This is a genomic window from Peribacillus sp. GL_122 (genome assembly GCF_057835005.1).
In genome coordinates this window covers 2,490,723-2,512,347 of the sequence record NZ_CM174415.1, presented here as the reverse complement: position 1 = coordinate 2,512,347, position 21,625 = coordinate 2,490,723, and the positions used below count along the sequence as shown (strand labels likewise).

Annotated in this window: 20 protein-coding genes; 2 read left to right on the top strand and 18 right to left on the bottom strand. The window is 41.6% G+C overall.

The genetic code is table 11. The features are described 5' to 3' along the window. Positions 1 to 136: 136 nt before the first annotated feature. From AC3ISB_RS12115 to AC3ISB_RS12040, 16 genes are all read right to left on the bottom strand, one after another. A complete protein-coding gene (locus AC3ISB_RS12115) occupies positions 137 to 2,515 on the bottom strand; it encodes a xanthine dehydrogenase family protein molybdopterin-binding subunit (protein WP_489276522.1) in 2,379 nt (792 codons plus the stop codon). Positions 2,516 to 2,528: 13 nt separating this feature from the next. Next, positions 2,529 to 3,005: a (2Fe-2S)-binding protein gene (locus tag AC3ISB_RS12110; protein WP_480339081.1), complete on the bottom strand. Its 477-nt coding sequence runs from the start codon at positions 3,003 to 3,005 to the stop codon at positions 2,529 to 2,531. Then, positions 3,005 to 3,910 carry an FAD binding domain-containing protein gene (locus AC3ISB_RS12105; protein ID WP_489276520.1) on the bottom strand — a complete coding sequence of 302 codons (906 nt, stop codon included), beginning with the start codon at positions 3,908 to 3,910 and terminating at the stop codon, positions 3,005 to 3,007. The genes AC3ISB_RS12110 and AC3ISB_RS12105 overlap by 1 nt, the downstream gene beginning before the upstream one ends. Before the next feature lie 26 nt (positions 3,911 to 3,936). Beyond that, a complete protein-coding gene (locus AC3ISB_RS12100; protein WP_179891084.1) occupies positions 3,937 to 4,386 on the bottom strand; it encodes an SRPBCC family protein in 450 nt (149 codons plus the stop codon). 403 nt (positions 4,387 to 4,789) lie between these two features. Beyond that, the gene (locus tag AC3ISB_RS12095) at positions 4,790 to 5,749 is read right to left on the bottom strand and encodes a VOC family protein (RefSeq protein WP_489276518.1); all 960 of its coding nucleotides are present in this window, start codon (positions 5,747 to 5,749) and stop codon (positions 4,790 to 4,792) included. Positions 5,750 to 5,789: 40 nt separating this feature from the next. Beyond that, positions 5,790 to 6,578 (bottom strand): SDR family NAD(P)-dependent oxidoreductase, encoded by a 789-nt coding sequence (locus AC3ISB_RS12090; protein ID WP_480338971.1) that lies wholly within the window; start codon positions 6,576 to 6,578, stop codon positions 5,790 to 5,792. Positions 6,579 to 6,621: 43 nt separating this feature from the next. Further along, positions 6,622 to 7,131, bottom strand: coding sequence for an aromatic-ring-hydroxylating dioxygenase subunit beta (locus AC3ISB_RS12085; RefSeq protein WP_076371322.1), 510 nt, complete (start codon positions 7,129 to 7,131; stop codon positions 6,622 to 6,624). 21 nt (positions 7,132 to 7,152) lie between these two features. Beyond that, positions 7,153 to 8,454, bottom strand: a complete 1,302-nt coding sequence (locus tag AC3ISB_RS12080) for an aromatic ring-hydroxylating oxygenase subunit alpha (protein ID WP_098371931.1) — start codon at positions 8,452 to 8,454, stop codon at positions 7,153 to 7,155. A gap of 37 nt (positions 8,455 to 8,491) precedes the next feature. Next, positions 8,492 to 9,277, bottom strand: coding sequence for an aspartate dehydrogenase (gene nadX / locus AC3ISB_RS12075; protein WP_489276515.1), 786 nt, complete (start codon positions 9,275 to 9,277; stop codon positions 8,492 to 8,494). Between the two features lie 16 nt (positions 9,278 to 9,293). Next, entirely contained in the window at positions 9,294 to 10,739 is a 1,446-nt protein-coding gene (locus AC3ISB_RS12070; RefSeq protein WP_489276513.1) for an aldehyde dehydrogenase family protein, read from the bottom strand. 12 nt (positions 10,740 to 10,751) lie between these two features. Next, positions 10,752 to 12,440, bottom strand: coding sequence for a thiamine pyrophosphate-binding protein (locus tag AC3ISB_RS12065; protein WP_098371928.1), 1,689 nt, complete (start codon positions 12,438 to 12,440; stop codon positions 10,752 to 10,754). Between the two features lie 30 nt (positions 12,441 to 12,470). After that, on the bottom strand, positions 12,471 to 13,262 hold the full coding sequence (locus tag AC3ISB_RS12060) for an SDR family oxidoreductase (RefSeq protein WP_098371927.1): 792 nt from the start codon (positions 13,260 to 13,262) through the stop codon (positions 12,471 to 12,473). A gap of 84 nt (positions 13,263 to 13,346) precedes the next feature. Then, positions 13,347 to 14,285, bottom strand: a complete 939-nt coding sequence (locus AC3ISB_RS12055; protein WP_141994272.1) for a VOC family protein — start codon at positions 14,283 to 14,285, stop codon at positions 13,347 to 13,349. A 123-nt stretch (positions 14,286 to 14,408) separates the two neighbouring features. Further along, a complete protein-coding gene (locus AC3ISB_RS12050; RefSeq protein ID WP_098371925.1) occupies positions 14,409 to 14,942 on the bottom strand; it encodes a cupin domain-containing protein in 534 nt (177 codons plus the stop codon). A gap of 291 nt (positions 14,943 to 15,233) precedes the next feature. Beyond that, entirely contained in the window at positions 15,234 to 16,049 is an 816-nt protein-coding gene (locus AC3ISB_RS12045; protein ID WP_076371338.1) for an IclR family transcriptional regulator, read from the bottom strand. 490 nt (positions 16,050 to 16,539) lie between these two features. Beyond that, entirely contained in the window at positions 16,540 to 16,797 is a 258-nt protein-coding gene (locus AC3ISB_RS12040; protein ID WP_098371924.1) for a hypothetical protein, read from the bottom strand. 718 nt (positions 16,798 to 17,515) lie between these two features. On the opposite strand from AC3ISB_RS12040, the gene AC3ISB_RS12035 reads away from it, so the two are divergent. Then, positions 17,516 to 18,805, top strand: coding sequence for an MFS transporter (locus tag AC3ISB_RS12035; protein ID WP_098371923.1), 1,290 nt, complete (start codon positions 17,516 to 17,518; stop codon positions 18,803 to 18,805). A gap of 322 nt (positions 18,806 to 19,127) precedes the next feature. Continuing rightward, positions 19,128 to 19,310: a YppF family protein gene (gene yppF, locus AC3ISB_RS12030; RefSeq protein ID WP_081112928.1), complete on the top strand. Its 183-nt coding sequence runs from the start codon at positions 19,128 to 19,130 to the stop codon at positions 19,308 to 19,310. Between the two features lie 200 nt (positions 19,311 to 19,510). Here yppF and AC3ISB_RS12025 read toward each other — a convergent pair whose 3' ends face one another. Both AC3ISB_RS12025 and AC3ISB_RS12020 read right to left on the bottom strand, forming a co-directional pair. Beyond that, a complete protein-coding gene (locus tag AC3ISB_RS12025; protein WP_098371922.1) occupies positions 19,511 to 20,836 on the bottom strand; it encodes a GntT/GntP/DsdX family permease in 1,326 nt (441 codons plus the stop codon). A 55-nt stretch (positions 20,837 to 20,891) separates the two neighbouring features. Then, complete coding sequence (locus tag AC3ISB_RS12020) at positions 20,892 to 21,614, bottom strand: GntR family transcriptional regulator (protein WP_098371921.1); 723 nt, start codon at positions 21,612 to 21,614, stop codon at positions 20,892 to 20,894. Positions 21,615 to 21,625 lie beyond the last annotated feature (11 nt).

Genomic DNA, 21,625 nt, shown 5'->3' with positions numbered 1-21,625 from the left:
GCCCCTATTATCATGAAATGTTCGTAACTAGTGTAATCCCCTATTTACACCTTCCATTTTCATGCTCGTCTGTCGTTCTGTCATGGTATAGGGTATAATCCATCAACAATGAGTTCTGAACTGCTAAGCGAATTTTTTAACCTATTTCGATTTTGAACTTTTTCCTTTCCGCTTCCTTAATCCAATTACGGAGTTTGCTTGGGCTAATAGGCAATTGATTGATCGTGACTTCTAATGGATCGAGCGCATCAACAACCGCATTCGCAATGGCTGCAGGCGGGGAAATGGCTCCACCTTCACCTACTCCCTTGATGCCAAGTGGATTTCTGGTAGAGAGGAATTCTTGATGGGACTTTTCTACAGTCGGGATTTCCATGGATGTCGGCAATAAATAATCCATATAAGATCCAGTCAAAAGTTGGCCTTTCTCATCGTAAACGACTTCTTCATATAGAGCTGCACCAATTCCCTGGGCTATGCCACCCTGCACTTGACCATCCACGATCATTGGATTGATGACCTTTCCTGCGTCATGAACCACACTATAGCCTTTCAACTCGACAAAACCTGTTTCCTTATCCACTTCCACCATGGCTATGTGGACGGACGATGAAAAAGTAACAGTGGGCGGAACGAAGTAATGTGTGACTTGCAGGCCTGGCTCCATTCCAACAGGCACCTTACATCTGTTTCCTGGACGTGCCGCTTTAGCAATTTCCTTATAGGTCACACATTTTTCTGGGTTGGTCTTAACAAAGGCTTTGCCATTTTCCATTTGTAAATCAGCGGATTCAACTTCAAGCAAGGCAGCTGCGACGGCCAATACTTTTCCCCTTAATTTCGCTGAAGCAATTTGAATGGCCGATCCAGCATTTACTGCACTCCGGCTAGCGTATGTTCCGGCCCCAAAGGCCAAGTTCGTTGTATCACCGACCCTTATTGTAATATCATTTGGGCTAAGCATTAATTCATCCGCACAGATTTGGGAGAATACCGTTTCGTGCCCCTGCCCCTGCGGAGAAGCTCCAAGGTATGCCACGACCTGACCGGTACCATCAATCGTGACATAAGCACTTTCGAATGGACCAGCACCAGTTCCTTCTACATAAGTGGAAATGCCGACACCGACTAGCTTTCCTTGCTTCTTCAACTCTTTTTGCTGCTCTCTAAATCCTTCGTAATCAATCATTTTCAAACCTTGATCCAATGCAGCGGGATAGTCCCCGCTATCATAAATCAGCTTTGCACCATCTTTAACCAAAATCCCTTGGTCATAAGGCATATCCTCCGCTTGAATAATGTTCTTTCGCATTACTTCCACTGGATCTTTTTTCAACCTTCTAGCGACCATGTCGATAATTCGATCCATTACGAAAACGACCTCTGGTCTTCCTGCTCCCCGGAATGGAACATTCGGTGTTTTATTCGTTAAGACAATCTGGCAAGTAACATCATAGTTTGGAATCTTATATGCTCCCCTTAAATGGTAGGCACTATTGTAGGCACATGTTAATCCAAAATAATTTACAGCACCACTATCTATAATGAAGTGATCTTTAATTCCCAAAATAGTGCCATCCAGGTTATAAGCAACCTCAACATCATGGATTTGATCCCGTGAATGGCGGGCACTTGTCATATGTTCTAGACGGTCTTCAATCCACTTGACAGGTCTCTTCAATAACTTTGAAAGATATGGAATTAAGATTTCTTCTGGGTGAACCCCACCTTTTGGTCCGAAACCACCACCTACGTCAGGTGCAGTCACTCTGATTTGCTGTTCAACCAAATCCAATGATTTAGCAATATAAGTTCTAACCTCAAAAGGAAGTTGAGTGGAAGAATAAACATGAAATTGATCTGTACGGTTTTCATAGGTGGAAACGACCCCCCTCGTTTCTAGCGGGTTGGAAGAAACTCTAGGCGTTTGGATTCTTGCCTTGAGGATTTGATCTGCATTTTTAAGGGACTGTACAGCATTTCCAGTCGTAACATGGAAGTCTGCCTGGACGTTATTCTGTAAATGCTCTTGAATCAATGGTGCGCCTTTTTCCAATGACTTGAATGGATCGACAACCACTGTTAGCGTTTCATATTCCACTTTTATTAAATCTGCTGCATCTTCGGCCACATACCTGTTATCTGCAACGACGACTGCAATGGGTTGCCCTACATACATCACCTTATTCTTTGCCAGGACATCTTCATAACAATAATGGATAGTGGGATTGATCGCTTCCTCTAGATTGGGAGGCAAAGCACAATGTGATTCAAATTGGACAAGAGGCTTTATGATTCCATCTATATCCATTCCGGTGAGAATGGCATGCACCCCTTCCAATGACTGAGCTTCGGAGATATCAATCCCTTTGATTGTGGCATGTGCATGTGTGCTGCGGACAAAGACTGCTTCAACCATATTTGCCATTCGGATATCTCCCACGAATTGCCCTGTTCCTGTAACCAAACGATAATCTTCCCTCCGCTTAACACTTTGGCCAACGTATTTTGTCATGCCTGTTCCCTCCTTAATTGGACACAGTTTGCGCAGCCTGCTTCACAGCTTTAATAATATTGGAGTAACCGGTGCATCGACATAAATTTCCAGAAATGCATTTTTTTATTTCTTCTTCACAAGGGTTTGAATTTTCCTCCAGGAAACCTGAAACCGTCATCAAAAATCCTGGAGTACAAAACCCGCATTGCAGGGCATGATTATCCGAAAATGCTTGCTGTAGGTGATTAAGCTTCCCATTCTCCTGGATAAGTGACTCCACCGTCTTGACTTCACATCCATCCGCTTGGACTGCAAGCATTAAACATGAGCGGACTGGATCACCGTTAACATGGATTGTACAAGCTCCGCAAACTCCATGTTCACAGCCAATATGTGTTCCAGTAAGGAACAGGATCTCCCTGATAAAATCCGATAATAGCAATCTAGAGTCTACTTCCCTCGATATATCTTGTCCGTTTACTTTTAGATTTATCTTAACACCATCCATCACATCACCCTGCCCCCTTGTGCACGAATGGTCGCTAGCTTTAAGGCCCGGATGACCATCGTACCAGATAGTTCCCTTCTATATTCAGCAGTACCATGGAGATCGGATTCAGGTTCGATCATCTCCATTGTTAAAACACTCGCATCCTTATAAATTTCCTCAGTCGGTTCCTTTCCAACCAAAAGCCTTTCCACATCCCCTAAAGCTGTAGGAACGGAATTCACGCCACCAATGGCTAATTTAACCTCAGAAAAACTTCCATCTTCACTTAGATCAACTACCGCAGCCACCTCAATCAGACCAAAATCACCATGCCTTCTGGCCACTTCAACAAATGCCGATCCACTATTCGGCTTTAATATCGGGAACCGAATCTCTTTAACCAATTGATCCGGCTGTAAGGATGTAAGCATATAGGTAAGGAAGAATTCTTCAGGGCTTACTATTTCTTCGCCGTTTACATCGGCAATGACTACTTCTCCTCTTAAAGCGGTTAAAACGCATGGAAGCTCCGCAGATGGATCACCATGGGCGATGCTGCCACCAACAGTTCCCCGATTGCGTATTTGTTCATGGCCTACCCACCGGATCGCTTCCGATAACAATGGACACTTCTCCTTAACCAACTCGGATTTTTCAATTTCCCTGTGTTTCGTCAAAGCACCGATGACCAGTGATTCACCATCTTCTTTTATATAGCTCAACCCCTCAGCCCTGCCTATATCAATCAAGTATTTTGGCGTTGAAAGCCTCATATTCAATAATGGAATCAAACTTTGTCCGCCGGATAAAATTTTCGCATCTTCCCCGTATTCTGATAAATAGTGCACAGCTTCTTCCAAGCTCGAAGGCCGAAGGTAATTAAACGTAGCTGGTTTGATAGGAACCCCTCCATTCGTATACACCTTTTAAATGGTTTGAATGACCGGCATTAAATTCTTTGATGAGTTTTTAACTGTTTCTCCATATCTTTAAAGAATTTACCTGCCATGAATTTTGCAATACCACCAATAACCCTGCTTCCCACACCAGCGATCATTCCACCTATATCTGCGTTGCATTCCCAAATCAATTGACAACCATCACCATCAGGAATGATTTTACAGTCCATTTCAGCAGAAACAAAACCTGGCTTCCCGCTTCCTTCAGCATTTAAAATATACTGATAAGGCACTTCCAAATCCTTCAATTTCACCTTTCCCGTGTAGTCACCTTTTACAGCTGCAACACCAAGCTTAAGTCCAACATCATATTCGCCATCTGCAACTAATGAAAGGTCTTGACATCCTGGAATAGCATTCTTGAGCAATTCCGGATTATGCATGGCTTCCCAAATCACTTCTGCGCTATAATCAAAGTTTATTTTTCCGGATATCTCCATTTTTCCAGCCCCCAATTTTACAAATTTTTTTAACCTTTTGCTCCCTACTTTTTTACCTGCATACATGTATACATCTTAGTTTAAAAAAATTCAAGCCACTAACTACTTTCAATAATATTAATATTCCAAATTGTTTGTCAATTATTTTTTTCCGTTTTGTTGTTAAATTTTTCACTATTATGCCAACCGTACAAGGCCATGGTTGAAGTCCCCTTTCTGCCCATTGCCTTGTATATGCTTTTTACGGTTTCACTTGTCTAGAAAGTTAATCAGCTGATTAGGAGGGAAAATGGCTAGATTTTCGATTTAATGACCACTGGAGTTCATTATTCCTGATTATGTAAGTTCCAAGTGCTCTGGCATTTGTATCCGGAAACCTAATTAATGATCAATTGTTACATGTTTACTCATCAAAACGTTCTAACAGTTCAATAATCACTTTATAGGTCGATGTTGTATCCATATAGGCATATCGGCCATTTCCGTTAAAAAAGTTACCTGTCTGTATGACCGGATAGCCCATTTCTTCTAACATCTTCATTTTATCCTCCATGTCTTTTACGACAAAAGAGATATGGTGAACACCCTCACCATATGTTTCAAGATGATCTTTCCACGTACTAGGTGATTCGCCCGGCTCGATCAATTCAATTTGAATTAACGGGGTATCGATGAACATATATTTTGATTTTCCTTCAGTGGGCTTTTCTTTGTAAATCACGTTTGTAATATCGGTTGAACCAGAATGAATGATGGGAGGTTTTTCAATACCCAACAACTTACAATATGCATCTGCAGCCGCATCCAGGTCTTTTACAACTAACGCAAGCTGTTCCACTTTGTTAGTCCCTAATAGCGGCTGAACGCTTGCATCTTCTGGTCTCTCCCATGCCGTTTTTCTTGGCTCTGAACTTTCAAGCAGTTCAACTAACGTTTTGTGATCATCCAGTGTATCCACATATACATACCGGCCGTCACTTGAAGTGAATTCACCCGTTTGCAAAGCTGGGTATCCGCTTTTCTCCATGATTGGCAGCCTCTTTTGGATAGAGTCAACGTCAAAAGCTATATGGTGGATCCCTTCACCTACTTCATCCAGGAACTCACGCATCGTTCCTGGATTTTTATCGGGTTCTATTAGTTCAAATTGGACGGTTGGTGTATTCAGAAAAGCCAGTTTGGATTGTGATTCCGTTGGTACACCTCTAAAAGTGACTTTCGAAACAGAACTGTCACCAGTTAGAAATGGTTCTGACTTCTTAATGCCTAGCAGTCTTGTGAAGGCTATATTAGCAGCTTCAATATCTTTTACAACAAATGCGAGTTGATTAATATTCCTATTGCCCAATAGTGATTCAGCCATACTTATAAACCTTCTTCCCATAGTTTATTTTGTAATGAACTCAACCCAGTCCGCGAACTGACAATCCTCCATCACTGGAGATTACTTCGCCGGTAATTGCACGCGCTGCGTCCGATGCTAACAGGACATATGCAGCTACATGATCTTCGGGCATCTGTGCAAGCTGAAGAGGGTTTCTTTTTTTAATGCTATTTGCCTTCGTTTCATTATCCACTATTTTAACGAATGGACGTAGGGGAGGAATGACCGATAATGCTGTCAGAGTGCCACCAGGCGCTACAGCATTCACCCTAATGTTAGGAGCAAGTTCATAGGCGAGTTGGCGCATCAACCCTATTTGGGCATGTTTGCTTGCTGTGTACCACACCCCGCCGCCATCCGGATAAAAACTAGCACCGGATACGGTGAAAATAATATTGCCATTCGATTTTTGCAATTCTTCAAGAGCGGCTTTAGCACCGAAGAAAGATCCTTTAACGTTAATATTGATCAAAAAATCATATGCTTCGGAAAGTGCATCGGGAGTTACGTCGGCAAATTTAGCAAATCCATCAAAGACACCTGCATTAGCAACGAAAACGTCCAGCTTTCCAAATTGCTCGACTGTGGCCTGGACAGCCCTCTCATTGTCTTCATATTTGCTTACATCGCCTTGGTTAATGAGAATCTCTTCACCAAATTCCTCTTTCATTTTCTTTAGCGTTTCTATCGAGCGGCCGATGATGCTGACTTTTGCCCCTTCTTGTATAAAACGTCTAGTGACAGCCTCTCCGATACCTGAATTGCCCCCGGTAATCAACACTACTTTATCCTTTAACGCCATTGCCATTGTAACCAGCCTCCTCGTTATCTCTTTTAATCCAAGTCAATAATTATACGAAGATAGCAAGATTTCTGGTATTTATCGTTGATTGATCAACAATGAATATCCGTTTGGAAAGTTTCCATTTACCTTCTTCGAAAATGAATTCATCATTTCGTTCCCCCGAAATCAAATCATGTTGAATATCCGTGCTGCGGCTTCGATAGATAAGCAGATAGCTCTTGACGACTGCCTTTTCACCTTCAACATAGTCTTTAACGCGTACATTAGAGACAAAACGCCGTGTTCTTGACGGCGGTATTTCCGCCCAAGCATAATCCGTTTTCAAACGATCCACGCGCAGTTTAAGCAGCTCAATATCATCATTAAATGTAAACATTTCCGTTGAATAATCCGGGCGTTCCACCCCTTCTTTATTAACACGTACAGGCATTTGATAACGCAAGCTCGAGTGCATTAAATCGAACCAATCATCAAATTCAATATCATCCAGCAGTTGAGCTTCATCATACAGCCACTGTTCAAATTCACATTTGAGCAACATTTTCTCCACATTCATTTCCGTTCCCCCTCCCGCTTATCATTTCGTCATTAATTCAAGCCAGTACTTGTAAAAATTCCTTTGGCTCGCTTCAGTGAATTTATCATCGTAAGCAACACCCGGTCCTATAAAATCAACTGGTTCACGATGAAGCCCCATTGTATAATTGTAGGTTAAATTCTTTAGGAAAGGCATTGGGCCTTGGGCTGCTTCAGTAATATCCGTAAACACTTCCGTATCATCCTGTTCGAAAATACCGGATGGGCTAAAGGTCAATATAAATGAATCTCTTGATCTATCTTTCCAATCTTGGGAGGCGTTCTTTTCCACGAGCATCCAAGCGATCACTTCCATTTTATTGTGACCGATTGGCCGCCACATTCTAATTGAAGTGTTGGATATGAATTGGTCTTTGATTTTTGTATGGGATATTAAAAATGATAAGTTGGGGAAAACGTTCCCAATCATATTCTTTAAGTTTGATAATACTCCATATTGTTCTTCAGACAAATTAGTTTTAAATTCATCTTTCAATTCTTCCGGAAAAGCGAATTCAGGGTTAGGTGTCCCTAAGTTCAGTCCATGCCCGTTTTCCGTATGGATTTGAAAACCACGCTTTGAATAGGTAGCATTGGGCACCATGCCCAGTTTGGCAATGGATCCGTGTGTGACCATCGTGTGATAGGAATCACCAACAAAGTTATCGGAACCAACTTTCCAGTTGGAATTAACAACGAATCTTTGCGGAACCCCGATTACTTCCATTTCTGCACGACCTACGAGTATATCCAAATACCATTTAATGTCTCCAAGAAACTCTTCAAGCGGCTCTGCATCTTCATTCCAAGTTCCAAATAAAAGACCTTTATAGGATTCAAGCTTCACTTTGTGAAGGCCCATTTCCGCCCGGTCAAGGTTGCCCCCATATATGTCCTTTTGTAATGGCACCCCTACGAGCTCACCAGTGTTTTTGAAATTAAACCCATGATAAGGACACGTAAATAATGACTTGTTCCCTTTATCTGCACGGCATAGTTTCATTCCGCGATGCGTGCACATATTATAAAACGCCCTGATTTCCCCTTCAGCATCACGAGTGATGATGAGCGAGTAGCCAGCCAGTTCACGGGTCATGAAGTCTCCTTTGTTGGGTACTTCAGAATCATGACCGATAAAAACCCATGTTTTCAAAAACACTTTTTCATGTTCTATATCATAAACCTTTGGGTCTCCAAGGAGGTATGCAGGTATAGCGCCTTCCTCTGGTTTAACCGTTTCGTTCAGATAGTTAATAACTTGCTGTTTCGACATTTCTTCTAAGGATTTATCAGTTTTAAGCATACTTTTTCTCTCCCTTCCAAGCTTTAAATCATAAGTCTTAACCGATTTGAACGCTCTTTTCCTTATTTTGCAGAGTAGCCAAAACACTTAATGCCGCTAGATAACTCGTTTTCGGATTATTTGGCATCGGATCATTTTCCACTTCCAGTTTCAGTTTCCCGAACGAACCTGACGCTTCTATCAGGTGATTGTTTTTTAACACATTTGGATCGGCAATGATTTTCACTTTCGTCTTTTCAGATCCAAGACCAGCCAAGGACAGCACAATCGCAACATTAATGTTTCTCGGAAACTGTTTGATCGCTTCTGCAGCAGATCCTTCAAATAATACCGTTTCTTCTGTCACTGTAGTACCTGCAGGCAATGCGTTTGGCGGTTTTCTTGTGGTGATGCAAACAGATTCAAGGCCATTCACCGCTTTTGCCGACTTAAGTACATCGAGACCTCCAATCGCACCAGACGGAAGGAGAATATTCACATTATTCATTTTGCAAATCTGGTTTGATTGTTCTTCAAAGGCAGTATTCGCCATCACGCCAATGCTGCTCAGCAAGAGATCCTTCCCGCTTTTAAGCACTTTCAATGCATACTCTTCAGCTGCTTCGATCGTTGCAGCCTCTATGACTAAATCTACATCGGATTTAAGGAGTTCATCGACATCACTATATGCCTGTGTCGTGAATTCTTCAGCTAGTTGTGCCGCTATTTCTTCACGGCGGGCATAAATCGCAACAATTTTCCCACCTGGAAGTAGCCCGTCGTTATTAATGGCCTGAAGCAGAAATTTTCCGATATTACCGCACCCGATTAAACCTAATTTCATGTAGTTTCATCCTTCCTCAATCAGCAAACCCGTATGAGTCCGCAAAGAATTCCAACCCGCAATGTCTTGTTTCCCGGGAAACACCACTTTCTTTTAAGCCAGGGAAATCCAGAGCCAAGTCGCTGAAAACGGTATGATTATTATGGAAAACCGCACCAGCTTCAAGGCGATCTGCCATTTCGACAGCGATATCTTCATTCTCGGTCCAAACAGATGCACGCAGCGCAAACTCACTATCATTCGCTAATTTTACAGCTTCATCAATATCATTGAAAGGTAAAATTGGAATGATGGGTCCAAATTGTTCTACCCGAACCAATTCGCTCTGCTGATCGACACCAGTAATAATGGAAGGAAGCATATAATAACCTTTATTCCAAGTCTCAGGATTCAACTGAATGCCAGTCGTGATTATATTTCCTCCTGATTTAGCCGTACGTTCGATCAAGCCATTCACAAAGTCATATTGTGCTTTATTATTCAATGGACCCATAGTCACGTCAGGCTGAATGCCATCACCAATTACCATCCGGCTAAACTCTTTGGTCAGCTTTTCCACAACCTCTTCATAACGTGATTTTTGGACGTACACTCTTTTTACTGCAGAACAGACCTGACCGGCTACTCGTAAAATCCCTATCCTCAAACGTTTGATAGCGGCTTCATCCATATTGGCATCTTCCAAAATGATGGCAGGATCATTTCCGCCAAGTTCCATATATACTTTTTGCAGATTTCCAGCTGATTTCTGCATGATATCTTTTCCGGTTTCCGTACTTCCGACAAACGCCAATGTCCGTACGCGTGAATCGGAACATAGTTTGTCGCCAATTGCTTTTCCTGATCCTGAGACTATATTGATGACTCCTGGAGGAAAATGTTCAGCAACTACTTTTAAACAGGTCATTATCGTTAAAGGACAATTCGTTGCAGGTTTTACGACAACGGCATTGCCTGCTAAAACAGCAGGTATAACCCGTTTAAATGTTAATATCATCGGAGAATTCCACGGTGTGATTATTGCCGTGACACCTCTTGCCCTTCTTCGGATCTGGACTTTTTGATTTCCAGGGAGCACTTCAGGCTTCCACCAATCAAGTAACTCTGCTGCACAGCCCTTCATGACTTCAACACAGCGCAGTAAATCCTTTTTAGCTTCTACAAGTGTTTTGCCATTTTCACGTACAAACACTGTAACATTTTCCTCGATTACTTTTGAAAGTTCGTCTGCAGCAGTGTTCATCCGGTTAGCCCGTTCCTCAATATCAGAGCGAGACCACTTTTCAAAAGCAATTTCTGCCGCTTCAATCGCGTCATTCACGATTTCTTCAGAGCATTTTGCCACCTGGCCAACTACTTCCGATGTATTTGCCGGATTTACTACATCGACTTTCTCCGGTAATTCTATCCATTCTCCATTAACTAGATATTTTCCTGAAACAAATGGGTATGTCGAAATCATTCTCAATCCTCCTTATAGTTTTTTGGGCTTGAACGCTTCCGCAGCTCCTGGCGGTCCGCCAAATGGCTTGGCCATAGGCCCCACAGCTTCCATATCAACAACGATCATTGAAGGTTTACGTCTTTCCTTTGCCTTTTTCAGTTCGGATATGAATTCATCTCCAGAACCAATACGGACAGCATCAAAATGCATGGACTCAGCCAGTTTCACAAAATCAGGACTCAATAAATCCACGGCTACCTGACGACCATATGCGGCTGTTTGAATATTGCGAAGAACCCCATAGCCTGAGTCATCGAACAATACGATGATAACTGGTAAGTTTTCTTCGGCTGCCGTGACCATTTCCCCGACATTCACCATAAACCCACCGTCTCCAGCCATTAAAACGACGGTCTTATCTGGACACCCCATTTGGGCACCGATTGCTGTTGGAAGACCTTGACCAATTCCGCCGCCTGATGCATGAATGGATGTTCTCGGTTCATAGATTTCAAATAAACGGCTGCCCCAAACGTTTGCCTGTACGGTTACATCACGAACCAGAATGGTATCGTCTGGTAATATCTCCCTCATGCCATCCACAAATTGCTCATAAGGCCCAAGCGTTTCCCTGAGTTGAGCGCGCACTTCATTTCTAAGCGAAAGAACTTCTTGTAAATAAGAAGGTTCCGCATGAACTGAATGTTCTTCGAGCTTTTGATTGATGGCAGCCAGCATATCTTTCGCATTGCCAACCAAACCTAACGAAGCTTTATAGTTCCGGTTAATGGCCTGCCAATCCGCATCGATCGCTATATGTTCTTGTGGCACCGGCACTTTCCAATTGGATGTTTCATTCCCCCTAAACCTTACACCTACACTAATCAATAAATCTGCATTTCTTAAAAACTCTTTTGTTGTTTCATATGCTGCAAAATGTCCGATGCATTGTTCATGGTTTTCTGGAATCGCACCTTTTCCTGACTGACTTGTTATAACCGCTGCACCAAGGAGTTCCGCTAATTTTTGCAGCTCTTGCGAAGCATTAGCACTGATGACTCCACCACCAGCCCATATTACAGGACGGCGTGCGCCTACCATTTTTTGCACGGCTTGTTCAGGAATAAATGGCAATGAATTTGTTTCAGATGTTGAAGGCCGCAGCCCTTCGAGTGAAAGATCTTCTATGATCGCCGATTGAAAGTCAATCGGGATTTCCAATGTAACCGGGCCCGTTGGTGCAGTTAAAGCTTCTTGGATCGCCTTCCTTACCACTGCTGCTGATTGGTCAGGGTTTCTAAGCCTCACTGCATTTTTACAAGCTCCGCTCATCATTGAAAGCTGGTCTTTACACTCATGTATGTATCCTTTACCTGTACCAAGATAAGAAGAAGCCACCTCACCGGTAAGATGAAGAAGGGGGACACCAGCTGCCCATGCTTCCACTAGTGAACCAGCAGCATTTCCTGCCCCTGTTCCGGTACTTGTAATCACTACACCCAATTTCCCAGTGGCGCGGGCATATCCATCAGCCATATTCACGGCACCGCTCTCACCGCGTGAACAAATGAGTTTGATGCTTCCTTCTCTAAGAATTGCATCATAGATTGGCATATTGTGAATACTGACAATCCCGAAAGCAGCTTCCACTCCTGCTTGAACAAGCTCCTTTACGATGGAATCGGCAGTCGTAAACTCTATTTCTTCTTGTATTTTCATCGCGTTATCCTACCTTTTTTAGTAATATATTTATAGTGCCTTTCCGATCGCTCCTGCCGTCTCAATCGTCGAACCCGCTACATAACTTGCTTTGTCTGAAGCAAGGAAAACGATGACACTGGCCACTTCTTCCGCTTCACCTACACGGCCAAGAGGGATATTCCGTTTTTTCGCAAGGTCTCCGTAATACTCTTCAGGGTCCATATCAGGTGCATTTTTCAATCTTCTTCGCTCCCATTGATCCGTCCGGATCAATCCAAGACTCACTGAATTAACCAATATATTGTCAAAAGCCAATTCCTGGGACAAGGTTTTGCTTAGATTAAGGAGACCAGCCCTTGCTGCTGCAGTCGCTACCATATGACGTTCAGGTTCTTTAGCAAGCGTTGCATTAATATTAATGATCCGCCCTCCTCCCCTTTTCACTAAATGGGGATGCGAAGCACGAACGGCATATATGATGGCAAAGAACTTTAACTGAATCTGTTCTTCCCACTGCTCATCCGTTATGTCAAAAAAGTGACCCATCACGCTTTGACCGGCTGCATTCACCAATATATCGATTCCGCCAAACCTCTCAGCGGTACCATTAATGAAAGAATCCACATCCGATTTTGAGGTGACATCACATGTTGATGCAAAAATATCTGCCTTTTCACCAAATGAAAGCAATTGAGTTTGTGCACTCTCCATACGCTCTGCACTTCTACCGCATATAGCCACTTTCGCTCCCTCAGCTAAAAACATTTCTGCTGTTTTTAATCCCACGCCCGACGTGCCGCCCATTATGACAGCAACTTTTCCTTGCAATCCTAAATCCACTCTCGTCACTCCTTTTCAAAGCCATTTTCCTTAAACGATGTCCTAGCTACGTACAAGAATAATGGGAGGAAATCAATATCCTCCTCATTTTTCCGCCATGACTGAATCATCTATCTGAGAATCAACCCAGCCTGGATCGGGATCTCCTCCCATTGCTTTGCGGGCTTCTGGTTTCGGCGGACCTGCAATCCCCCACTGATCCATTAAATGCGGAACCCGTTTCCATACACGTGCTCTCCACTCCGATTCATCTTCAATCGTTTCCAGATAACATGTATACTCCATAACAAAACCGCCTGGGTCTTGAAAATAACAGAAAATATTGTCTCCAGGCCCATGACGTCCAGGTCCCCAAAGTTCTGACAAGCCCGCTTTTCGCACATTGCTTATTCCTCGCATCAGTTCATCCACGGAATCGACCTCGTATGCGATATGATTGACTGACGCATGCTCATCTTGATTGAAGGCAATGGAGTGATGTTTCCTGTTGCATCGCAGGAATGACATTTGGTGCTCACTCCAATCAGTAACTTTAAAACCAAGTACATCCGTGTAAAACTCAACGATCATATCCAAATTCTTCGTGTTCATTACAACATGATTCAATTTCACTGGGTCAACATTTTTCTTGCTCCAAATAGACGTTTGTACTTCCACCCAAGCCGAGAGCTCAATCACGCGGTTTTCCGGATCAATAAACCGCAGGCCATAACCGGCACCTGCTTCATCCAAATATCCAGGTGGTTCAATAATTCGAACGCCCTTAGATTGTAATATACCCGCTGCACGATCCACTGCATTTTTATCGACCATGCCAAAAGCTATATGATGCAAACCTCGTTTTTCTCCCTTGTGAAGGCTTAAAATATGATGTTCCGGTCCAGCCCCGCGGAAATAAACCGTATTCTCCTCTTCCGGAACATCCACTCTATCCAGTCCCCAAACCTTTTCATAAAACTCTGCTTGATCGTCGAAATTCGGAGTTATCATGCTTATATGTCGTAAATGAGTAATCCCAAGCATTTTTTATACCTCCCATAATTTAGATTGGCCTTTAGATAATTTGCATTGGCCATATTTAACAATCTAATCGAAAAGGGCGCCTCATTAATTTTCATAATGCAGGTGCCCTTTTCGGCTAAATGATCAGTCTTTAATGATGGCTTCTCTTTCTTTAGAGCGTTGTTTACGCAGTTCTTCCAGTTCACTGCCTTCAGGATATGTCGGTAAATTAGGCTTCACTGCCCCTAACATAACGAGCATGCGCGCTTCTACATCCCCGTCATTCCTAATTCCCCGATAAACCCCTGGTGGGCTGCTGATGCAGTCTCTCGCACTTAATTTAATTTCATGCACTTCACTGTAGCTATCCTCTTGAATTAATGCAGTGACTTCACCCTCTAGAATAAAAAACACTTCTTCAACATCGTCGTGAAGGTGCAAAGGACCGATACATCCCGGAGGCAGCACCATTGTACTTAAAGTGAAATGTTCACCTGCAATTACATTCGTATCGTTATTGGCAGTGGCACCACGTCCTATATATCTCATCTGTGCGCGTCGATAAGCGGGATCGATTTCTTCTTGGAACTTCAAGACATCCCAATCAAGCGAACGGTCTTTCAATCGGGCAACATATTTTTTTTCAAAATCCTTCACTGAAAAAGCTTCTTTTGTCATTTTAAAATTCCTCCCTTATTTGCTGTTTCTAAATCGCATTATGTTTCATAAGCAAAACATTGTTTTGTCTATGAATTAAGTCTAAAATGAAACCGCTTCATTGTCAATTAGTTTTTAGAATATTTAAAACTATTTTTATAATCCGAACGCTCAGCGCTTCGGGATAAACTTGAAACAAGTTAATCTAATATCCGCTTTTCTTAAACACAAAAAAGTGTGGATACCCTATTGGGAGATCCACACTTTTGAAAGAGGTTATTAACTTATTGATAGATTGGGACTCAAGTATGTTCAGACATCTTCGTGTTGATACGGCTTAACCCCACTATATCCCATATAAACGGATAACTGACGAGAAACTTCCAAAAGTTTCGGCAAAGCAATTTTATCGATGAAATCCTCCTGATAAGCAGACTCTGTTGCCACGACATTCAAGGCAGCTAATACTTTTCCAGTCCTGTCAAAAATCGGAGCTGCAACAGAACGAATGCCAGGGTGGAATTCCCCGCTAGTCATCGAATAACCATTCTGCCGAATCGAATCCAGCTGTTTTTGAAACTCACCCGGCGCGGTGAGTGTTTTGTCTGTATAAGGTGTTAGATTTGAGATTTTGAACATTTGCATTAGCATTTCTTTCGGTTGATATGCCAAAAGTAATTTTCCATTGGCCAAAGCATGTGCCGGCAACCGCAAACCTATGTTCACATTGACAGCGGATACACCTCTGATTGGGGCACTTCCAACATAAACGACTTCCTGTCCATCCAAAATGGATAGATGGCAGGAGGCTCCGATTTCATCACGCAAGTTCTCCATATATGGTTGGACAATTTCCTGGAATTTCAAGCTATTCAAATAGCTGAATCCCAATTCAAGAACCTTTGGCGTTAAACTATAACGTTTGGTATGTTCATCCTGAGACAAATAACCGATATTTTGTAATGTGAATAATAAACGATATGGTACCGTTCTGCTTACTCCCAGTTGTTTTGCAATTTCTGAAAGAGACAAACTCGGCTGTACTTCATTAAAGAGCTTAATGATTTCCAAACCTCTAACCAATGAATTAGCACTATATTTCTCTTTCTCTTTTTCTTCGCTTGCCATTCGAGTATTCCCCCCGTTGTAAATAAATCTCATTTTCTCCTGAATATAACCCATTCAGTAAAGCTTTCTTCATACCTAGAAAGAAGAACTTGCAGTATATGTACATTTTTTTCTGGAAGTTCATTTGGTGAATGTTTTTGATGCACACTTCAATGGTTGCATACCTTTGTCTGTAAAACCCGTACCATAATCCTTGAACACACATGGATCCTGCTGATAACATAAGTGGCCGAACTTCCGAACAATGAAAAACTCGGAATTAGGAATCAATGTCCAAAAAAATTTTGACTCACTATCTGTTCACCACACAAGATCAAAGGCGGAACAGATAATGAAGATAGGATGTCCACTTGGTTTAAACTTGATAAAGAGAAAGAAAATGACCGGTATCCTGACGGAAGTATTTGCGGCCAGATCCGTTTCGCTTCCTTACTAGACAGAAACATGGGCGCCAGTAGTGCACTGCCTCTGCTTTGCAAGTTCATCTGATTTACGTTTCGATGGAATGTAATCTATTCAGAAATTTCCGTTCACTTTCTTCCATACTAACAACAGCTGCCCAACGTGTCGCATCAGATATGATCAACGCTTTCACCACTTCCGGAAAACGGCCAGTAGAATCGAGAGCATAGCCGAGCCAATCGAAAGACCGAGCTGCTATCTCCTTGTTTCCCAAACACTGCAGGATAACAAGCGCTTTTACTTTCCTTTTTTCAGATAATGAATCGAGCATTCTTCTAATTGGCATTCCTTCTACCCTTATTCTTCATGTTTAAATAGAATAGTGTATATGTGTCAATTAAAGCATATTTACATATATAAAACTATTTGGAAGGCCTAGCTTAATTGACGTATCGATAGAAAAGATCGATTCAACCAAATATAACCAATATTACAAATGAAAACAAATAAAGAATTATAATACATCGATATTTTATGCCAAATCATGTTTTTTTCCATATTAAGTATTTCATATACAAAACAATATAAATGAATTATAGATTTTCCTGATTTTAAATTCAATATCAATAAGTCAGAATTTTTGATAATTTGATAATAATTTGTTTTTTTGACACAAAAGATTAAATGCTTCCATTTTTAAGTCCGTGATAGAGGTCCTTCCACTCATTTGATTAAATATATCTCAAAGAAAGTACAAAAGGGTGCAATGGAGTTCTATTCTCGATATGAAAGCGCTTATAAATCTATTTATTCTAAAGATATAAAATAGTCTAAATATTAAATTGACAATCAAATTATTTTAATTTATCGTTAAGAAAGTAAAACTTTGTTTTCCTTACAAAACATTTCCGTGACTTTTTATCTATCAAAATTATAAAGAAAGGCGGGAAAGCTCTAAAATGAACAATCAAAACTAGTACCTTTCTAAAGGGAAAACCCGTATTCACTTATTCTCAATGGTAAGTGTTTTAAGGAATGCTAAAAAGCGACAAGGAGATGGTATTATGTTAAATGGGCAAAAAAGATGGTTGTATATTGCCGTTCCAATTTTTTTCTTTTGGTTTTTCGGACAAATTGATAAGGTTGGCATTTCCATCATTCAAACAGATCCTGAATTCTTGCATGCACTCGGTATGACAGGCGATGACAAAAATGCAAAGATCGGTCTTCTATCTTTTGTATTCACCATTGCCTATGGAGTTTCCAATCTTTTTTGGGGCTTCATCATTGATAAATTAGGTGCCCGAAAAACAGCCATTGCCGGTTTATTCGTTTGGACACTCACGATGATTATGTCAGGCCTGGCAAATTCATATGAAATGTTTTTAATAAGCAGGATCATTCTTGGTTTTGGTGAGGGGATGATGATTCCGGTTTCCGGCAAATTCATTTCTAACTGGTTTAATAAACGCGAATTGGGGAGGGCCCAGGCATCATGGCTTACCGGTAACTATTTAGGTCCGGCAATGGGAGCCGTTGTTTTGGTGCTCGTGATATCTTTACTCCACTGGCAAGCAGCTTTCTTTATGCTTGCAGCGTTCAACTTATTTATAAATATCCCGATGTTCATCTTTATGACACGGAATACACCAGAAGAGCACCCCCGTATAAGTAAGGAGGAATTGGCTTTCATTCGCCAAACGGATGATGAAGTGAAAGAAACCGCTGCCTCCGAGAATAAGAGTTTCGCCCAAGATTATCGTTTCTGGATTGTTTGGTTTGGCATGCTTGTATGCTCCTTCTTATTTTTCGGTATCAGCATTTGGCTTCCTACATACCTCATTGAAGCAAAAGGATTCGAAAAGGAAGGAATGTCGAGTATTACTTCACTTTCCTGGCTATTCGCTTTAGGGTTTGTCTTGGCATGCGGTTTTCTGGCTGACAAAACCAGACGTCCAAGTTTGATGGCCACGATTCTATTTTCATTGACGGCAGTCTTTCTGACTGTAGCGATTTTCATCCCCAATCCTATTTTAGCCGGACTATGTATGGGACTGGCAATGGGATGTCAAGGCGGTGTGTTCCATTTAAGTAATATGCTCATGGTAAAATACTCAACACCTGAAACGGCAGGACGGGCCGCTGGTCTAATTGGATTCACGAATATCATGGGCGGCTTTTCGAGCTATATCATGGGATGGCTTCGTGACTTGTCTGGCGGGGATTTCAGTTCATCGATCGCCATGCTGATTTTTACAGCCATCTTAGGTTTGGCAGCTTATTTATTCTCCATTAAGAGAGAGGCCGCAGAGCTGCGTTTATCACCTATACCTGTACAAAAGATACAAGCATGAAGCTAAAGCCCCATGTAAAATCAGCGCCAACATTTTTTATCACTTTGATGAACTATCCAACCCTTGAATTTCAAGGGTTTTTTCTTGAGCCGACTTAAAAACAACACGGTAGAATAAAAGTTAGAAAGAGTCCATACCAGTAGGTATCGCTCTATTTTTGCATATCCCGATAATATTTTATCAATTTTCCAGCCCTAGCCCGAATCATTCCTTTTATTTGTATAAATATGTCGATAGTTAAAATATTCTAAAAATGATATTTTTTTGAATTACCATGTTATATTGTTAATGGAAAAAAATACTTGTCAAGTAAGGTGAGTGTGTGAATATAGAAGTTTTAATCCTCCATTATATTCAGGAAAAACGTCAAAAGCCTAACCATGCCAATGAATTACTGGATTATATTCAGAATGAATATGTAAACGGGAAGCTGTCAATCTTTCAATATAGAAGTCTCTGTCAGGACTTATATCTTAGAGGAGCAAAACAAACGTCTTCCGGATGAAACTACACCCTTGTCACTGTCATACTACTTCCTATTCTGAATGACTTTTGTTTCTGATTTCCGCAATCGACCTATCTTTAAGAACTAAGCCAGTCATTTACTCCCTCCCCAACATGTTCAAAACTAAATAAAAGCCTCCTTGATCTGTCACCCCAAAACAGATCAAGGAGGTAAATGCCCCTATTCAGACCCTTTATTTACTAAATGAATATATCCAAAATTAAAACCAAACCGAATGCCACGAAGGAAAGTAAGGTTTCCATGACTGTCCATGTTTTGAATGTTTCTTTAACGGTTAGTCCCATATATTCTTTTACTAACCAGAAACCGGCGTCATTAACATGGGAAAACATAAGTGATCCTGCGCCAGTGGCAATAACGAGTAATTCTAGATTTACACCTGTCATATTGGCAACGACCGGTGAAACGATTCCTGCTGCCGTGGTCAAAGCGACGGTTGCAGAACCCGTGGCAATCCGAATCAATCCGGCCACTAGGAATGCAAGAATGATCGGTGATAAAGAAATTTCTTCAGACATGGAAGCAATTGCAGTCCCTACGCCACTATCAATTAAAATTTGCTTGAATCCTCCACCAGCACCGATAATAAGGATTATGGAGGCTAATGGCAATAAGCATTCTTCCGTCAACTTTTTAATTAGCGATTTGTCCATTCCCTGTCTGTAGCCCAAGAAATAGTAAGCAGCAAAACAGGAGATTAATAGGGCAATCACCGGACTTCCGATAAACAATAAGAATTTTTCAATGGAACCCGGTAGCGGCAAATAAGGCGCCAATACAGTTAAAACCATCAACAATACAGGCAAAAGGATGATGAAGAACGAAACTCCTGTCCCTGGTAATCCACTTGACTTTGTTACCACCCGGATCAATTCCGGTTCACCAACAGGAATAACCCGTTTTTGAACCCATTTTGCGAATAGAGGTCCGGCAATTACAGCAGTCGGGAATGCGATGATCAATGAGTACAGAAGTACGTGTCCCATGTTTGCATTATAGATCCCAATAGCTGTCATGGCTCCCGGATGCGGAGGTACCAACCCATGTACGATCGATAAACCAGCAAGTACTGGAATACCAATTAACAAGATGTTCACTTTAGTTGATTTCCGAATGGAAATGACCAAAGGCAGCAATATTACTAAACCAACCTCAAAAAATACCGGAATGCCTATGATGAAACCAGATAAAAGCATGGCCCATGGCAGGTTCTTCACGCCAAATTTATTAATGAAAAAGTCAGCAACCTGCATACCGGCTCCAGAGTCGGACATCATTTTTCCTAAGATGGTCCCTAAAGCCAATATTCCAATAAGGTGACCAAGGACCGCTCCGACACCCGTTTCATATGCTCCTACAATCTTGTCCATCGGCAGTCCAGAAAAAACCGCTAAAAATAAACTGGCTACAGTCAAGCTAATGAATGCATGCCATTTCCACCATGATACCCCCAAAATAACAATTACGATAGCTATCAGCGTGATTCCTAATAAATATAGATCCATATGTTCTCCCCACCCTATTGAAATCGCTTACAATCAAACCAATACAATAATTGAATTATTGTACCGGCTCATTATATGTCACAATGTAGTTCTGTTTAGCCGTGTTGTAATACCCTTCACTGTATTCCATAACATTTCCGTCCCCATCACTGGAAATCCGAATCCTTTTTAGTACAGGACTATTGTTTTCGATTTTCAGTGTTTCGCAAATGTGATCCGGAGCGATAGCAACGGCAAACTCATCTCTGAATGTTTCAAGTTTGACGTTTTGATCTTCCAAAAAGCGGTACAAAGAATTGATCTGGACCTCTTTCATATCTTCTTCGTTCATATCGAGTGAAACATAATGTGTAAAGTAAATATAAGGTTCATTGTCCAATAAATATATCCGTTCGATACTTATGCAATGGTCACCAAATAGAGAATGCAGCTTAGAGTCTGAAGAAAGGTCAATATGACTTATGTTTAACACCTTTTTTAAAATGGAGTGCCCTTCCTCCACCAACAGCTCTGTGAAACGCTTTCCTTTGGAAAGTTTGACAATCGCACCATTAGCTATGACCCTAGTGCCCTTGCCGCTTTTCTTTTCAACATACCCCTCTTGCACGAGTTCTTTGATTGCATTACGGACAGTGACCTTACTTACGTTAAATTCTTCTTCCAAAAGAGGCTCAGAGGGAATGTTTGTGTCAATGGCATAAACCCCATGTAAAATACGATCCTTTAATATTTCTTTTATCTGCAAATACATCGGTCCATTTTTTCTGTTCACATTCATTCCTAATCTCC

Excerpts from the sequence above, each read along its gene's own strand:
- AC3ISB_RS12115 (WP_489276522.1), bottom strand. The coding sequence starts at position 2,515 with ATGACAAAATACGTTGGCCAAAGTGTTAAGCGGAGGGAAGATTATCGT.
- AC3ISB_RS12100 (WP_179891084.1), bottom strand. The coding sequence starts at position 4,386 with ATGGAGATATCCGGAAAAATAAACTTTGATTATAGCGCAGAAGTGATT.
- AC3ISB_RS12070 (WP_489276513.1), bottom strand. The coding sequence starts at position 10,739 with ATGATTTCGACATACCCATTTGTTTCAGGAAAATATCTAGTTAATGGA.
- AC3ISB_RS12110 (WP_480339081.1), bottom strand. The coding sequence starts at position 3,005 with ATGGATGGTGTTAAGATAAATCTAAAAGTAAACGGACAAGATATATCG.
- AC3ISB_RS12085 (WP_076371322.1), bottom strand. The coding sequence starts at position 7,131 with ATGAATGTGGAGAAAATGTTGCTCAAATGTGAATTTGAACAGTGGCTG.
- AC3ISB_RS12065 (WP_098371928.1), bottom strand. The coding sequence starts at position 12,440 with ATGAAAATACAAGAAGAAATAGAGTTTACGACTGCCGATTCCATCGTA.
- AC3ISB_RS12095 (WP_489276518.1), bottom strand. The coding sequence starts at position 5,749 with ATGGCTGAATCACTATTGGGCAATAGGAATATTAATCAACTCGCATTT.
- AC3ISB_RS12035 (WP_098371923.1), top strand. The coding sequence starts at position 17,516 with ATGTTAAATGGGCAAAAAAGATGGTTGTATATTGCCGTTCCAATTTTT.
- AC3ISB_RS12055 (WP_141994272.1), bottom strand. The coding sequence starts at position 14,285 with ATGCTTGGGATTACTCATTTACGACATATAAGCATGATAACTCCGAAT.
- AC3ISB_RS12080 (WP_098371931.1), bottom strand. The coding sequence starts at position 8,454 with ATGCTTAAAACTGATAAATCCTTAGAAGAAATGTCGAAACAGCAAGTT.
- AC3ISB_RS12050 (WP_098371925.1), bottom strand. The coding sequence starts at position 14,942 with ATGACAAAAGAAGCTTTTTCAGTGAAGGATTTTGAAAAAAAATATGTT.
- AC3ISB_RS12045 (WP_076371338.1), bottom strand. The coding sequence starts at position 16,049 with ATGGCAAGCGAAGAAAAAGAGAAAGAGAAATATAGTGCTAATTCATTG.
- AC3ISB_RS12020 (WP_098371921.1), bottom strand. The coding sequence starts at position 21,614 with ATGAATGTGAACAGAAAAAATGGACCGATGTATTTGCAGATAAAAGAA.
- AC3ISB_RS12025 (WP_098371922.1), bottom strand. The coding sequence starts at position 20,836 with ATGGATCTATATTTATTAGGAATCACGCTGATAGCTATCGTAATTGTT.
- AC3ISB_RS12040 (WP_098371924.1), bottom strand. The coding sequence starts at position 16,797 with ATGCCAATTAGAAGAATGCTCGATTCATTATCTGAAAAAAGGAAAGTA.
- AC3ISB_RS12090 (WP_480338971.1), bottom strand. The coding sequence starts at position 6,578 with ATGGCAATGGCGTTAAAGGATAAAGTAGTGTTGATTACCGGGGGCAAT.
- nadX (WP_489276515.1), bottom strand. The coding sequence starts at position 9,277 with ATGAAATTAGGTTTAATCGGGTGCGGTAATATCGGAAAATTTCTGCTT.